Raw genomic sequence first — 15,448 nt, 5'->3', positions numbered from 1 at the left:
AATCCCCCTATTGTTTACGTTGGAAAGCAGCTATACAATCAAATTCTTCTTTCAAACGATTGTAAAGTCGTTCATACATATAAAACATCTCTAAATATAAAGCCGTATTTTCTTTATTCGGTACATGGTGATGGACAATATCAATCCAATCCTTCACCTCTTCAAGCGAATCAATTTTCCCAATTGCATACAAAGCAAGTGCCGCTGCCCCAAGCGCAGATGCTTCATGACTTTCTGGAACAAGTAATTCTTTCCCCATCATGTCAGATAACATTTGTCTCCAAAATGCAGATTTCGCAAAGCCTCCTGAAACACGTATTTCAGTAAGTGGCCCTGTACAATCTCGAATGGCAAGTGCTACTGAATACACACTCATACAAACACCTTCCATAACTGCTCGTATAAAATGTTCTCGTTTATGCTGAAGGTTTATACCGAAGAATGTACCACGAGCATTTGCATTCCAGTAAGGTGCACGTTCCCCAGATAAAAACGGTAAAAATAGCAATCCTTCTGCTCCAGCTGGTACACTTTCTGCATACTTAATTAATAAATCATAAGGATCAATCCCAAGCTTCCTTGCAACTTCTTGCTCTGGACTACCGAATTCATCACGTAGCCATCTTAATAAAATCCCGCCATTATTCGTCGGTCCACCGATTACCCAGTGCTCATCTGTTAATGCGTAACAAAAGGTTCTTCCTTTTTCATCTGTATTAACACTTGATGAAATTGTTCGAACCGCACCGCTTGTCCCAATCGTAATTGCAGCTGATCCAGGTGATATTGCACCGACACCTACATTTGCAAGAACACCATCACTCGCACCAATAACAACTGGAGTATCTTCATGAATGCCCATCTTTTGTGCTAATTCCGGTTTCATTCCCGATAAAATATATGTAGTTGGTACAGGTGTTGATAATTGTTCTGGTGACATATTTAACATAGTTAAAACATCTTCATCCCAGTTTAATGTTTCTAAATTAAATAACCCAGTAGCTGATGCGATTGAATGATCAACTACATAGCGTGAAAATAATTGATAAATGACATACTCTTTAATGGAAATAAATTTATAAGCAGTTCTGAATAAATCCGTTTCTTCTTCTTTCATCCACAGTAATTTAGAAAGTGGTGACATCGGATGAATTGGTGTACCAGTTCTTCTATAAATGTCATGACCATTCATTTGTTGTAATAGTTTTTCTGATTGCTTTGTGCTTCTATTATCTGCCCAAATAATAGAGCGCGTTAACGGCGCACCGTTTTCATCTACAGCAATTAAGGCATGCATCGCTGTACTAATACCGATTGAAGAAATATCTTCCGGTGACACATTACCATTTTTAATGGCAACGCTTACAGTTTTATATACAGCAGCACATATTACATCAGGATCTTGCTCAGCCCATCCGACGTTCGGTTGAATAATTGGATAATCAATTGCATGTGAAGCAACGACTTTTCCTTTTTCAGTGAATACAACCGTTTTCGTACTTGTGGTACCGATGTCAACCCCGATTACTCTCCCCCTTGTTTCCATGCGAACCTTCCCTTCGTTTCTAGCAAAATACGATCTAGTAAACCGTTTACATGAATTAGTATATAAAATATTTTTTCGTAAATCAAGTTATTAGAAGAAAATTTTTTTCAAATCAAAATGTACCTCTCATCTTCTAAACCATTCTCTTTATCTTTTTTAAATAACCTTTTTAATTTATCAAACATTCTTTCCCCTCCACCTAAAGATAATAATATATAAGTTCTCGTTTTCTTAGCTTGATGGACATAGGGCGTGGCTCCCTACTATCACTTTTTTACCTTGTAAATATATGTTCCATACTATAAAATCTAATAGTATTTATACTTTTCGGAAAAATCAAAACAGAATATGAACTTTATTGTATAATGTTGTAAAAAGATATCGGAGGGATTTAATGTTAAATACAATATCTCAATTCACAATTAAGCTTTCATCAATTCTTTTATCACTCTTACTGTTATTAAATTTACCTTATTTATTTATCACTCAACAAGGATTTACCTTTCAACCAATTTACTTTTTTAATCAGATCGTTATTATGTTAAAAGAGGTTTTCTCCCCTGAATCATTAGTGGTTATCGGATCAGACCCGAAATTTGGTAGTTTCAAAAAAACACCATTATTCCCAACTGTTTTAGAACCTTACCTATATTCATTTACTGTATTATTTATAGCCTTTTTGCTTGCACTCTTTCTATCATCTAGTATGGCATTTTTTTATTTTTTAGCAAAAGATTATATAAAAAAATGGATAAACCGAATTGTGTTCATATTAGAAGCTGTCCCTGATATGATGATGATGATTTGTTTGCAAATATTTTTCATATGGGTACTTCAGAAATTCGGGGAATCTCCTGTCACCATTATTTCTTTTAATGAAAATCGAGCTTATTTACTCCCTATTTTATCTTTAGCAGTCTTACCTACATTACAAATGTTTCGGATGATGGTGTTATACATAAAAGAAGAACATGAAAAACATTACGTAGAGGTTGCATATGGAAAAGGACTTTCATCAAGTTATATACTATGCATTCATTTATTCAAAAATATATCTATCCACTTCTTTCATCATTTAAAAACGATTTTTGTTTTCTTACTTTCTAACTTATTCATCTTAGAATTTGTTTTTAATATGGAAGGCATTATTCAATTTTTATTTAAGAAGGCGTTTATTTCACCTCCAGCTGCATTTATCATACTTGTTATGATTATCTTACCGTTTTATGCCATTTTTCAAATAATCTCATTCATGATGAATAGATGGCAAAAGCAATTGAAAGGAGCAGCATTATGAAATCTATTTGGAAATCAAAACGATTTTTAATCGGCTTTACTTATCTATTCATACTTGTTTCAGCTAGTTTTATTTATAGTTGGTTCTTTAAAGATAACATCCCAAAACCTCCTCAGTTACTTTACAATGACAATAACGAATTACTTGGAAAGGCCCCCTTTTCGCCATCGTTAATGCCGCCTTTTGGATCTGATCGTTTTGGAGATTCTGTTTTCTTACAAATTGTAGAAGGAGCAAAATTCACCATTTTATTAGCCGTGGCAATTAGCTTCTTTCGAATTTTATTCGGAACATGTATAGGAATCCTCTTAAGTTTATACGCTCCAAAATTCAAGAGATTTTTCCAGTCATGCTCAGAAGTTTTTTATTATATTCCAACTCTATTTATCGCATTTATACTCATCACGCCCGTTAATATTGTAATCACATCAAACGCTGATAGATTAGACCCAAATATTTCATTTATGTTTTATCAAGTACTCGTACTTATTTTCGTCGCTCTACCTACACTTTCTTTATATATATCCTCAGAGGTTGATGAATTTATGAAACAAGATTACATTTTAAGTTCTCAATTGCTGGGTGCTAGCCGCTTTCATATTATCAAAAAACACTTACGAGTCTTATTACTTGATCGCTTATTTGTGTTATTCATGGAACATATCGTACAAACACTCATACTCGTTATCCATTTAGCGTTGCTTAACATTGTAATTGGCGGGATACAAATGCGGGAACTCTATGACGGAGTGCCCAAACCTGTTTCTCTATCTAATGATTGGGCAGGTCTTATTGGATTAAATCGTTATGAAATGAATCTTTCATGGTGGATTATTTTTTATACTCTCGTTTCATTCTTTATTACGATTCTTTTTATTAAGCTTATGACAATCGGAATTCAAGATGCACTGAAAGCAAGAGATTCGCAAGTTGTAGCAATTCAAACCGTTCCAAATCATAAAAAATTTGTTGAAAATAAAGATTCTTTTTCGTTTGCAAATAAAGTGAATTTTTAATCATGTCTCATCAATCAAGTATTAATTGGCATTGATATTAGTAGAATATAAAAAAGATGATCCCTATTGAATACGAGGGATCATCTTTTTTATGCCGTCTAACTTTTTTACATGTCCTTTGCTAGACTCATGCTTTTTATATTTAAAATGAATTATTTACAATCACAATTATGCTGTTTAAAATCGATTACCATACGTCCTTGAATTCTACCTTGTTCCATTTCTTCGAATACATTTTGTACTTTATCTAGAGAACACGTTTGAACAACCGGCACTACTTTTCCTTCTGCGCCGAACATAAATGCCTCCTCCAGATCCTTACGAGTACCAACTAGAGAACCAACTACTTCAATCCCGTCTAATACAAGTCGTGGAATGTTTAAATCCATAGTTTCTACTGGTAAACCTACCGCAACTACTTTACCGCAAGCACGTACTGCATCAACTGCTGAGTTGAAGGCTACTTTAGAAACTGCTGTTACTACAGCAGCATAAGCACCACCAAACTCCTCTTGAACAATTTTATCAGCAGGACCTTGAGAAATTGGATTGATAGTCATATCAGCACCAACTTCTTTTGCTAAGGCTAATTTGTCGTCATTGATATCTACTGCAATTACCTTTGCACCAAATACGTTTTTAGCATATTGGATAGCTAAGTTTCCTAATCCACCGCAACCATAGATTACGATAGGTTGACCAGGTTTAATGTCTGATACTTTTATAGCTTTATATGTAGTTACGCCCGCACATGTGATTGATGATGCTTGAGCAGGATCTAATCCTTCTGGTACCTTCACCGCATAATCAGCTGTAACAATACATTGTTCAGCCATACCACCATCTACTGAATAACCAGCATTTTTCACTTCACGGCAGAATGTTTCTCTACCCGTTACGCAATATTCACAACGTCCACAAGATTGGAACATCCATGCAATACTTACACGGTCACCTATCTTTAGTGAAGTAACATCATCAGCAATTTTAGTAACAATACCTACACCCTCATGACCAAGGATGCGGCCATCGGTGTTTCCAAAATCATGATTTGCAACGTGTAAATCAGTGTGGCAAACTCCACAATACTCTACATCTACTAGCGCTTCACCCGAATGTAGCGAACGTAATTCCTTTTCAATAACTTCAATGTTTGCTTTGCTGTTTTTATTAACTACTACTGCTTTCATATGTGATCTCCCCTTTAGTGTTTTAGAGTTTTAATGAGTTTATCTCACAACTACTGTCCTCACTATTTTGGCTAATTATTGTGCCAAATTTAAGTGTTCAATCATCATTACAGGTTCATCATAACATGGAATTTCATAAGATTATTGTGAAATATTGAACAATATTTGAATTATTAACCAAGTATTTTCTTACTATATTTGAAAGGAAAACTGAAATTCCATCATATTTACATTGAAATTTATCAGGCATTTCTTTTTGGTTTATATGCAAAGAATATAGAGGTTTAAAAAATATTTTTTAAGCTTGGGAGATTATAAGTAATATATTTCTATAGACAATTAGAACCATTAAATCTAGCGGATATATCAACAACTATTCACCAATATAAAAATCCTTCTATCATTATATTTAGGTCGTACACTTTAGACTCAATAAAATCAAAGACAGGAACATATTTGTTCCTGTCTTTTTATAATGTGGTGGGACCCCGCATCCATCTATTTAAGAAATTTCTCCTATAATCCCTAGTATAAAAACGGAATAATTCGCCAAGTCTTGGACTGATATTGTTTATATTGTTCACCAAACAGCGTAATAAGAATTCTCTCTTCAATTTTTATACGATACGAATACACAAGGAAAAATAAAATAATATTTATGATAATGGCAATGAATGAAGATGAAGATATAGCAAATCCTAAAAAGGTCAAAAAAGACCCTAAATAACCAGGATGGCGAACATATTTATATAGACCGTTTTGAATTAACTTATGTCCCCCTTGCATTCCGACATTCCTACTGTAAAATCTTCCTAAGATTTTCATTGAAGAAAATCTTATCCATACACCAATTAGCCCGATAATAACACCCAAAAACAGCAATGAATTAATCTTATTTACTGTAATGAAATACATAATCTCTGGAATGGTTAACATCAATGCAAAGACTACTCCGATAAAAAAACTAGAACCACGATTTTGTTTTTCCTCTTTAACAGGTGAACTTCTATAAAATTCTAATAATAAATACAGAAAAATAGGTAAATACGCTATGAGAAACATAATTCTTTTTCCCTTCAATAAAAGTATTTTATAATTAACTCACTTATTTTTATCAATTAGGTCACAAAATTTGGAGATTCCTTCAGAAATAGCTAATTACTCTTCCTTGTTCAATGCCTTTATTTTTGCGAGTAATGGCACAAAATAATCAGAGATTAACTTTTCAATATAGTCTTTAACTTGTTCTAAAATGTAAAGACATGTATATCCCCGATCTAATTTATCAGTTTTTCGTTCTACTAAATTTTATTTTTCTAATCGGTCTATTACTAAGCTACTGATGTAACAGGTACCCCCTCTGAATCCACTAGTAGGAAAGCTTTTCTTTTTACCAATGTTTATTTCTTTAACCCTCATTAAAACACTCTCCGAGGCTTTGTCCCCCTCCCAAAAGCCAAACAAACGATTCAAATTCCATATCTACATTATACTAATCGAATTGAATATTCATTCTTTTTATTCATTATGTAAATAAAAAGGATAATCAGCCCCGTAATGGACTAACTACCCTATAAGTTATTATCTAAATTTAACATTTGAAGAGCCCTTTATATTCGTTTCATCGAAATTGTTTCACGTATACTTTGTAAATTTTGTAGTGTTTCCTCTTGTCGCTGCAATGACAATCCCACATACAAAGTATCTAATAAACTAAGCTGCGCTAATCGTGACGAACTTGCTTCTGTACGAAATTCCGTCTCACGCGTCGAAGTATATAGTGTTATATGAGCAAGTTGGCTTAATGCCGATTTTTGATAGCTTGTAATCGCAATAATGCGAGCCCCTCTTGCTTTCGCTACTTCTAATGCTTCAAGTAATCCTTTATTACTGCCCGAATGAGAAATTGCAATGACCACCGCTTCTTTTGTCAGCAAGCCAGCTCCCATAATTTGAAAATGTGAATCCGTATGAGCAATACAAGAAATACCCGTTCTCATAAACTTATGATAAGCATCCATCGCAATAATACCCGAACCACCATTTCCATAAAACTCAATTCGTTTCGCTTCATTCAGCGCACTTACTGCCTGTTCCAACGCGTTATCATTTAACAAATGTAATGTATCTTGCAGTCCTGTAATATGTGAATGAAAAACTTTTTTAGCAACAGTGACCATATTATCTTCTACCGATACTTCCTCATGAATATTTTGCATCGGGGTATGTACAATCTCACGAGCTAATGTAATTTTCAGGTCTTGAAACCCTTGAAAACCTAGGTGTTTGCATAAGCGGAATATCGTTGCTTCAGAACTATTCGTAACTTCCGCTAACTCCGTAATTGATTTATGTACAACATCTTGTGGATGTTTCAAAATATGTTCGGCAATACTTCGTAATTTCGGTGATAAACCATTTAACGAAGCCTGAATCTTTCCAATCCCACTTTTTGTACCAGGCATATCGTATCTTCCCCTTCCATAGTAGCTATATCCCGTATTAACGGGCAGTAAGACTCCCACCTCAAAATTCGATGAATGCAAGGGAGTTAGGTGGGAGATCAACTGCCCGTAAAAACCCGATTGGTTCAACTAATAATCAGTGGGGATGGCCCCCCACTGATTAAAGTTTCACTTTATTGTACCTAATAATCGAAAGAAGAAACACCTTTATTTAGCGATTTTATTTGCTCCTATGTATTCTGCCGTAACATATGACACAATTATTCATACTTATTTCTAGTTTTCCCCATGCTTTACTGCGTATAATGCAGCTTGTGTACGATCATCTACTTCTAATTTAGCCAATACGTTAGAAACGTGTGTTTTCACAGTTTGTTCTGTAATATGAAGCTCTGCTGCAATCTCCTTATTGCTTCTTCCTTTCGCAATTTCACGAAGTACTTCTTGTTCCCTTTTTGTTAACATAGAAAAAGGATTCTCTTTTTCTTTCTTGACAGCTGATCGTCCTAATAGTGCTGGTGTTACTTTCGGGTGAAAATTTGCATTTCCTTGATATACCGCAACGATTGACGCAACGAGTTGATCTGGCTGCACTTCTTTTAATTGATAACCATCTGCCCCAGCTTCTAATGCTGGTAAAACGTAATCTTGTTCTGAAAAACTACTGAGCATAAGAATTTTTATTGTCTCATCGTATTGTTTTATACGTTTTGTCGCTTCAATACCATCCATTTTCGGCATTGATAAATCCATTAATACTACATCCGGCCTTTCTGTTTGGACGAATGTTAATGCTTCTTCACCATTTGCTGCTTCCCCAATAATTTCAAATTCTTCTCTCGTCTTCAAAAAGAATACGAGTCCCCTTCGAACGATATGATGATCTTCTACAAGTAATAATTTAATTTTCACTGACGTTCTCCCTCTCAAACCGGTAATTGAATTTCTATCTTTGTCCCCTTTTCCGGTTCTGCTTTTATTCGAAAAATCCCCCTCATTAATTCAATTCGTTCTTTCATACTTTTCAAACCAAGTGCTGACTCTCTTACTTGATCCTGTATAAATCCTATTCCGTTATCTTCTATGTAAAAATGCAACTTATTATTTTCTATCCTTAAATGAATACATACTTTTTCACATGAGGCATGTTTTTTACAATTATGTAATGCCTCTTGGCTTATACGCCATAAAACTTCTTCTATTTCATCTTCAATTAAAACCATTCCATCAATTCGAACTTCCACTTGAATCCCTAACAGTTTTCCGTAATTTTGAATCGCTTCTGCTAAACCTTTCTCTAATCCTTCAGGCCTTAATTGCCAAATCAAAAGTGTCATCTCTTGTAATGCTTCCTGTGATAATTCTCCAATATAGCTTAACATCTCTTGCAAGTCTCTATCCTTCGTCATATTTAGAGTCCCTTTCGCTGTTAGCATAATTGAAAATAACAATTGTTTAACAGAATCATGTAAATCACGAGCCAATCGATTTCTTTCAGCTACAACTACATATTTTCGTTCTTTCTCAACTAATTGAATACGTTGTATTGTCGTTCCAATTTGAAATGCAATCGCTTCTAATAACGCTAACTCCTCCTCAGAAAAATGTGTTTTATGAGGCGAGGCTACATTTAATAGACCAAATTTCTCTGATCCAGATCTTAGCGGGATTGTCGCATGATGTGTAACATCTTCTGTCTCGCCCCAATTACATTCAATCGCATCCTCTATTCGTTTACATTCAATAATATTTGTCGCTTTTTCCAATCTTCCATTCACAAAACGTTCTACACACCAACAATCTCCTTCACACATCGGCTTCTTTTCCTGCCACGTAAGAGCTGGGGGTAAGTTTTGGTCTACAAGCATACGATGCTTTCCACTTTCATCAATAAAGAATATCCACCCTGTTTGTAAATTCATAACTTGTAATAATGTATGTAACACTTTTCCTAACATTTCCTGTAAGTTTGTTGCTTCATTTAGTAACTCAGCAATTTCTTTTAATGCCTCTAAACGATGCATCTCTTTTTCATCTATGCTCATTCTCATCACCAACTACCATTATAACATTAAGAAATTTCAAAATACTACAAACAAAAAAGAACCGAATTCCTTCAGCTCTTTTTTCGGAGATATCCCATACAGTACATTCAAATTTGCTGATTTGCAAATCTAAATTCTAAACCAAAACAGAAATTAGCTAGTTTTCATTAACTGTCTGATAAAGATTGTCCCACATGGATATGCTGTAAACTTTCAGTGTTAACGAACATATTCGCTGCTGGCATTTGCACTTGATTTTTATGGAACATAGACATTAATTCAAACCTTACTTGTCTAGAAGTTTCAAAATAATCTTCCGGTTTAATCAAACCTGTAATACAAAATTCATATCCAACATATTTAAGGTTAGGATTTAAGTCTGTAACTCCAACATATTTAAATGGTTCAACAGCTTCATCATCTACTCTATAAAGATTTTGGTCCGATTTTTCATTACAAATAACACATACTTCTTCTAACAATTCCTTAACTCTTGTAGGATTTTCCTGATAACTTACCGTGATGCGTTCAATAACTCGCATCCACCCTTTATTAAAATTCTGTATCGTTCTAATCTCTCCATGTGGTATGGTAAGGAGTTTCCCTGACCATTCACGAATTTGCATAAAACGAATACTAATTTCCTCAATAGTTCCTGAATTTGTTCCGTTAAAAGTTACAAAATCGCCAACACGAAACTCTTTGTCCGCTAATCTTGCGAAGCCTAATATGACATCTTTTAGCATCTGTTGTGCAGCAAAACCGATGACAACTCCCGCTATCCCTGCACCTGCAATAATACTTTTTATATCTACAAATTGACTAATTAAATATATGATCAGACTGATGATAATGATATATCTAAAAATAGATCGAATAACACTTTGAATCGTCTGCTCTACCTCTTCATCAAAAAAGCTTGATTTTTTAAAAAACCAATCAATAATGCGATTTATGACAAAAGAAATAATGATAAGAACTAAAGCAAATAGTAAAAATCTTAAAAGTAAAAATTCCCTTACATAATTAAAAAACTCTTCAGTATACGTTAATAAACTCATCCATCCACTTCCTTACTAATGAAAATTTCATGCAGAGCTACTCTATTTTAAATACACATTTATCATCTCAACACTTGTTTTCGAAACATCTTTTATCCTGATCTTAAATCGTACTTTCTTAACTATGTATTTGTATTCATTGTTCATCTTCAACAATATAACCATTTCATCAATCTTTCAACTTCAGATGTCCTTTTCTATTCACTATAAATATACCCTTTTTAATACCCTAAAGGGAGATTACAATAGAATTTTTTATAAACGACTTTCTTTTAAGTCCGCAATACTCACCTCGTTACAAGGAATATTTTCACATTACATCGAATATTGCATTTCATACTATTTTTACTCACGGAGGTTACAAACAATGGGATATATCGAAGAACTAAGAGAAGTTGTTGGATCAAGACCACTCAATCTAGCAGGAGTTGCTGTAGCTGTTTTTAATGAACAAGGACAAATATTACTCCAACAAAGACGAAATGACATTTGGGGTGTTCCTGGAGGTTTTGTGGAACTTGGTGAATCCACAGAAGAAGCTGGCAGACGAGAAGTGCTTGAAGAAACAGGTATTGAAATTGGTACACTTCAGTTAGTAAGTGTATTTTCAGGTAAAGAGTTTTTTGTACAATTACCGAACGGAGATGAATTTTATCCTATAACAATCGCATACCTTTGTAAAGACATTACAGGTGGCTCGTTAAAAGCAGACGGAGTTGAATTATTACAGAATTTACGATACGGGAAAGCCCACGCAGGACTTTAGTCCGTCTTTAGACGTGGGATGAAAGCATCGTTTTTGCATAGCAAAACATGGTATACTTTATTCATAGTCATGCAAAAGACTCTAAAACGACTGTTCTCTGAAAATAGAATACATATGAGGTTGGGGTAGCCAATTCTTCTACTCCGTAAAATGTATTAAGTCGTCATGCAAAAGACGTAAAAACAGTTGAGAACGAACAACCTGTACGGTATGGTCACAGTACCGTAGCCTACGAACCTATATGGTCTGTTGTGGGAGTGGTGATGGCACACCGCAATCTTGCACGTCAGCGATACCAGAAATGGACTTCGCCTTTGGTAGCAAGAATCCCACTGACGTTAGTCAGCTGGCCCCTTTAGGGGTGGGAGTGTCAAATGTACAATTTTTTGATTTAAATGGGCTACCAGAAAACATTAGCCCGTTCATAAAAAAACTAATTGAGCAAAATGTCGTCTCAATTTAAACGTAAAAAGAGGCCTTTTTGAAGGCCTCTTTTTCACTTCACTTCACTTCTGCATTTAAACAAGATTTAAAATGTCCAAGTGCATATTCATGCCCTTGCGCATTAAAAGATGCTACTGCTTTTTCATAAACCACAATTTGAAACCCTTTGTTATAAGCATCTACTGCTGTATGAAGGACGCAAATATCTGTACATACACCTACAAGATGCACTTCCCCTATTCCTCTTTCTCTTAGCTTCATTTCTAGATCCGTTCCTGCAAAAGCACTGTAACGTGTTTTGTCCATATAGTATACATTCTCTGCATTTTTATATTTCTCGCATACATCTTGTAATTCACCAAATAAGTCTCTCCCATTTGTACCTGCTATATTATGAGGTGGAAACAATTTCGCTTCTGGATGATATACATCATTGTCTTCATGTTTATCGATCGCAAATACTACGTAATCACCTTTTTCAATAAATTGTTTCGTTACACTTACAAGTTCCTTCTCAATTTCTTGACCTGGTTTCCCGCATGTTAAAGCACCTTTTTCAGCTACAAAATCATATGTATAATCAATATTTATAAGAGCTCTTTTCATAACTACAATCTCTCCTTCTTCTGTTTCACAGTAAACAATAGAAAATTTGTTATTACGACATCGTATGTACTATTCGACATTTCAAATGAAATCCCTACATTTCCAACTCAATACTTACCTTAATCCGAGTTTATCATAAAGCGAAACTTTAATCATAGGGGGGTATTATCCTTCACCAATCGGGCTTTTACGGGCGAGTTGATCTCCCACCTAACTTCCTCGCATGTGCCGAATTTTCAAGCGGGGTTCTTATTGTCCGTTAAGGCTTGATAAAACCGATACACAATGACAAAACATACAGCTCCAATTAAAAAGTCATGAATGTGATAATTGAGCGTAACTTCAACCGCCTCTTGTAAAGTAAACCAAATGACCGAAAACATTATAATAAATAAGAAAATACGAATAACTCGTTTCAAACTTTCAATCCCTTCCTCTTACATGATAGTAAAGAATAAGTTCTTCCTATTCATTCGTACTAGAAAGTGAAACAAATTATTCTCAACAACCTAATCCTATCCAAATTAAAAAGTACACTACCACTTTAAGTAATGTACTTTTTATCCATAATTAAGACGCAGGCTTTGTTTCAAACGTTGCTTGATTAAAGCTAATGACTTTTCCTTTCGGGTCATTGTTTTCAAACTGAGCTGCGGTAATCGTATGACTACCTGTCTCAAGCGTCTTTTCTTTTAATTGTACTGTTGTCTGTGTTGTACTAGTTACTTGATGTTTATCTGCAAATATTTGATCTACAAATACAAATGTTTCTTTATCGTTTTGAAAATTGGAAAGTTCTAATTCGACTTGCTGAATTAAAGTATCCTTTTTTATGAATACAGTTGGTATATTGCCATTTTCAGAAGTACCATCTGGAGTAGTTACTTTTACTTTCCCTTCTCCGATTGGCACTGCTCCTTCAGGAAATACGACCATATTCTCATCACTTGCATTTACAACTTGTTCTTCCTGGTTTGACTGTGCATCCTCTTTTTCCTTTGGAGTACCACAGCCTACTAATAACAATACAGACAATCCAGCGATTATGAATTTCTTCAAAATTCATTCCCCCTGTTATTTCATTATAATTTATTATACAAAAATAACTTCTTGATTTTAAAACTAGTTTTTAACACTTTCATGAACAAATATTAGCTTGCTCACGATTACTGTACCATACTTTCATTTTAAGAACATTAATTTTTTTAAAGAAATAAATAGTAATTCCAATCTATTCATCATTTTAGCCCAATTTACTAAAAAAATATCCATTCAAAATAAAAAGACATTGTCATTTCAATGTCTTTTCTACATAACATTTAGAAAATAAATGTTGTAATCTCATCAACTTCTTTTCGAGAAAGTTTCTTCGGCTTATCTTTCGGAAACCCGAGTGAAATTACCATATTAATTTGTTTTTGAGGCCCAATTTGTAAATATTGTCGCAGTTCATCCTGAGCTAATAATACAGGTCCTGTCATTGGACAAGTGCCAAGTCCTCTCGCATGTGCAGCTAGCATTAAGTTTTGTGCTGCTAGACAGCTACTCTTAATTCCTTCTTCTTCCCATACTGAATCAGGAACGAAGGCAATTGGATCAAATATCTTTTCACGAAACTTTGATTCATATGGTGTTGCTAAACATACGATTAATACTGGCGCCTCAGAGAAAGCTGTCGCATATGGACCGAAAGAACGTGTAAGTAATTTCCCTGCTTTCTCTTCTCCATTTTCTGCTGCTTTTGCCGCAAGTTTATGTAATGCATCCCATGTCATTTGTTCAATTTCTTTAATTTTCTCTCGATTCATAATGACCAAGAACTCCCACGTTTGTGAGTTCGTATCACTCGGTGCATAACGAGCACAATCAATAATTTCTTTTATATCACTAGTGGATACTTCTTGTTCTGTAAACTTTCTAACACTTCGTCTACCGTGAATTACTTCTTTAAAATCTTCATAATTCATACATTAAATCCCCTTTTTACAGCGTTTTCAAAAATTGTCCTATGGTTGAATTATATCATGAAAAAAAGCTGGAGGAATACCAGCTTTTTTCCTCATTATTAATTTGTCACTTTAAACAAACTAATACTTTCTTCATATGCAGCTTGTAGTTTTTTCGTAATTGGTCCTCTTTCGCCACTCCCAAACTTCTCATCACCAATTTGAACAACAGGGAATATTTCAAGTGGTGTTGCTGTGAAAAAGCACTCATCGGATTCGTACACTTCCTGTAATGAAAATTCACGCTCTTCTACCTCTATATGTAACGCTTTCGCTAATGTAATAACGTAGTGACGAGTAATGCCGTGTAGAATGAAATTATCGGCCGGATGTGTAATTAATTTATCATTTTTCACCATAAAGAAATTCGAATGACACCCCTCTGTTACAATTCCATCTCGCACCAATATCGCTTCTTGGTAGCCTTGCTCGTTTATTTTATTTTTAATCATGATATTAGGAAGCAGATTTAATGATTTTATATGGCAGAACTTCCAGCGTATATCCTCTTCGACAGTAACCTTTATTCCTTGTTCCATAGTAGCAGTAGGTCTTGGAAAAGAAACGATATTCGCAAAATATGTTGGTTGTAAATCTTTTTCATACACATGATTTCGTGCTTGAACACCACGTGATATTTGAAGATACACATTCCCATCTTCTTGAAATTGATTTCTTTCAATCATTTGATGTAACTCTTCCACTAACTCTTCTTTAGTAAACGGTGGAATTAGTTTTATTTCTTCCATAGAATTAAAAAATCGTTCCAAATGTAAATCCAATAAATGTGGCTTCCCATCATATAACCTAAACACCTCATATATACCATCACCAAATTGAAAGCCCCTCTCCTCTAATGGGACCATCGGCTGTTCTTCTTTCGTATTCACAATTCTTCCGTTAAATAAAATCCAATCTTTATGAGTAGCTTTCATTCCTTCCCACTCCTTTATTCCATAATTGATTTTATTGTACAACTTATCCACACTTAAAAGAAGGAATTTTC

At 34.5% G+C, this 15,448-nt stretch carries 14 protein-coding genes and 2 pseudogenes; 4 read left to right on the top strand and 12 right to left on the bottom strand.

From position 1 onward, the window contains the following. Positions 1-7: 7 nt before the first annotated feature. Positions 8-1,546, bottom strand: a complete 1,539-nt coding sequence (gntK, locus tag ABH959_RS03860) for a gluconokinase (RefSeq protein ID WP_113937794.1) — start codon at positions 1,544-1,546, stop codon at positions 8-10. Positions 1,547-1,940: 394 nt separating this feature from the next. Here gntK and ABH959_RS03855 point away from each other — a divergent pair, with 394 nt between their 5' ends. Both ABH959_RS03855 and ABH959_RS03850 read left to right on the top strand, forming a co-directional pair. Beyond that, positions 1,941-2,843, top strand: coding sequence for an ABC transporter permease subunit (locus ABH959_RS03855; protein WP_113937793.1), 903 nt, complete (start codon positions 1,941-1,943; stop codon positions 2,841-2,843). Further along, the gene (locus tag ABH959_RS03850; protein ID WP_113937792.1) at positions 2,840-3,859 is read left to right on the top strand and encodes an ABC transporter permease; all 1,020 of its coding nucleotides are present in this window, start codon (positions 2,840-2,842) and stop codon (positions 3,857-3,859) included. Before ABH959_RS03855 ends, ABH959_RS03850 begins: the two co-directional genes overlap by 4 nt. 152 nt (positions 3,860-4,011) lie before the next feature. Here ABH959_RS03850 and adhP read toward each other — a convergent pair whose 3' ends face one another. From adhP to ABH959_RS03820, 6 genes are all read right to left on the bottom strand, one after another. Then, positions 4,012-5,049 (bottom strand): alcohol dehydrogenase AdhP, encoded by a 1,038-nt coding sequence (gene adhP, locus ABH959_RS03845; RefSeq protein WP_113937791.1) that lies wholly within the window; start codon positions 5,047-5,049, stop codon positions 4,012-4,014. A gap of 525 nt (positions 5,050-5,574) precedes the next feature. Further along, the gene (locus ABH959_RS03840; protein ID WP_113937790.1) at positions 5,575-6,111 is read right to left on the bottom strand and encodes a methyltransferase family protein; all 537 of its coding nucleotides are present in this window, start codon (positions 6,109-6,111) and stop codon (positions 5,575-5,577) included. A 548-nt stretch (positions 6,112-6,659) separates the two neighbouring features. Next, on the bottom strand, positions 6,660-7,514 hold the full coding sequence (locus tag ABH959_RS03835; protein ID WP_001119626.1) for a MurR/RpiR family transcriptional regulator: 855 nt from the start codon (positions 7,512-7,514) through the stop codon (positions 6,660-6,662). A gap of 276 nt (positions 7,515-7,790) precedes the next feature. Further along, complete coding sequence (locus ABH959_RS03830) at positions 7,791-8,426, bottom strand: response regulator (RefSeq protein ID WP_002031722.1); 636 nt, start codon at positions 8,424-8,426, stop codon at positions 7,791-7,793. Positions 8,427-8,440: 14 nt separating this feature from the next. Then, positions 8,441-9,559 carry a GAF domain-containing sensor histidine kinase gene (locus ABH959_RS03825; protein WP_113937788.1) on the bottom strand — a complete coding sequence of 373 codons (1,119 nt, stop codon included), beginning with the start codon at positions 9,557-9,559 and terminating at the stop codon, positions 8,441-8,443. Positions 9,560-9,726: 167 nt separating this feature from the next. Beyond that, positions 9,727-10,620 carry a mechanosensitive ion channel family protein gene (locus ABH959_RS03820; RefSeq protein WP_113937787.1) on the bottom strand — a complete coding sequence of 298 codons (894 nt, stop codon included), beginning with the start codon at positions 10,618-10,620 and terminating at the stop codon, positions 9,727-9,729. A gap of 367 nt (positions 10,621-10,987) precedes the next feature. On the opposite strand from ABH959_RS03820, the pseudogene ABH959_RS03815 reads away from it, so the two are divergent. Continuing rightward, positions 10,988-11,347 (top strand): annotated as a pseudogene (locus ABH959_RS03815) (NUDIX hydrolase); the annotation flags it as partial. A 412-nt stretch (positions 11,348-11,759) separates the two neighbouring features. After that, positions 11,760-11,849, top strand: a pseudogene (locus ABH959_RS03810) (NUDIX hydrolase); the annotation flags it as partial. Between the two features lie 38 nt (positions 11,850-11,887). Here the strand turns inward: ABH959_RS03810 and ABH959_RS03805 are convergent. From ABH959_RS03805 to dat, 5 genes are all read right to left on the bottom strand, one after another. Then, entirely contained in the window at positions 11,888-12,436 is a 549-nt protein-coding gene (locus ABH959_RS03805) for a cysteine hydrolase family protein (RefSeq protein ID WP_107887470.1), read from the bottom strand. Between the two features lie 236 nt (positions 12,437-12,672). Next, complete coding sequence (locus tag ABH959_RS03800) at positions 12,673-12,855, bottom strand: hypothetical protein (RefSeq protein ID WP_404492298.1); 183 nt, start codon at positions 12,853-12,855, stop codon at positions 12,673-12,675. 151 nt (positions 12,856-13,006) lie between these two features. Next, positions 13,007-13,495 carry a putative periplasmic lipoprotein gene (locus ABH959_RS03795; protein WP_016092680.1) on the bottom strand — a complete coding sequence of 163 codons (489 nt, stop codon included), beginning with the start codon at positions 13,493-13,495 and terminating at the stop codon, positions 13,007-13,009. 260 nt (positions 13,496-13,755) lie between these two features. Beyond that, complete coding sequence (locus ABH959_RS03790; protein WP_113937785.1) at positions 13,756-14,403, bottom strand: nitroreductase family protein; 648 nt, start codon at positions 14,401-14,403, stop codon at positions 13,756-13,758. Positions 14,404-14,501: 98 nt separating this feature from the next. Further along, positions 14,502-15,377 (bottom strand): D-amino-acid transaminase, encoded by an 876-nt coding sequence (gene dat / locus ABH959_RS03785; RefSeq protein ID WP_404492297.1) that lies wholly within the window; start codon positions 15,375-15,377, stop codon positions 14,502-14,504. Positions 15,378-15,448 lie beyond the last annotated feature (71 nt).

The organism is Bacillus sp. RC51 (assembly GCF_044908115.1).
Taxonomy (GTDB): domain Bacteria; phylum Bacillota; class Bacilli; order Bacillales; family Bacillaceae_G; genus Bacillus_A; species Bacillus_A mycoides.
The sequence above is the reverse complement of the archived record's forward strand: the minus strand, read 5'-3'. Positions and strand labels throughout refer to the sequence as shown.

Coding starts and splice junctions, on each gene's coding strand:
- gntK (WP_113937794.1), bottom strand. CDS start 1,546: ATGGAAACAAGGGGGAGAGTAATCGGGGTTGACATCGGTACCACAAGT.
- ABH959_RS03855 (WP_113937793.1), top strand. CDS start 1,941: ATGTTAAATACAATATCTCAATTCACAATTAAGCTTTCATCAATTCTT.
- ABH959_RS03850 (WP_113937792.1), top strand. CDS start 2,840: ATGAAATCTATTTGGAAATCAAAACGATTTTTAATCGGCTTTACTTAT.
- adhP (WP_113937791.1), bottom strand. CDS start 5,049: ATGAAAGCAGTAGTAGTTAATAAAAACAGCAAAGCAAACATTGAAGTT.
- ABH959_RS03840 (WP_113937790.1), bottom strand. CDS start 6,111: ATGTTTCTCATAGCGTATTTACCTATTTTTCTGTATTTATTATTAGAA.
- ABH959_RS03835 (WP_001119626.1), bottom strand. CDS start 7,514: ATGCCTGGTACAAAAAGTGGGATTGGAAAGATTCAGGCTTCGTTAAAT.
- ABH959_RS03825 (WP_113937788.1), bottom strand. CDS start 9,559: ATGAGCATAGATGAAAAAGAGATGCATCGTTTAGAGGCATTAAAAGAA.
- ABH959_RS03820 (WP_113937787.1), bottom strand. CDS start 10,620: ATGAGTTTATTAACGTATACTGAAGAGTTTTTTAATTATGTAAGGGAA.
- ABH959_RS03805 (WP_107887470.1), bottom strand. CDS start 12,436: ATGAAAAGAGCTCTTATAAATATTGATTATACATATGATTTTGTAGCT.
- ABH959_RS03790 (WP_113937785.1), bottom strand. CDS start 14,403: ATGAATTATGAAGATTTTAAAGAAGTAATTCACGGTAGACGAAGTGTT.
- dat (WP_404492297.1), bottom strand. CDS start 15,377: ATGAAAGCTACTCATAAAGATTGGATTTTATTTAACGGAAGAATTGTG.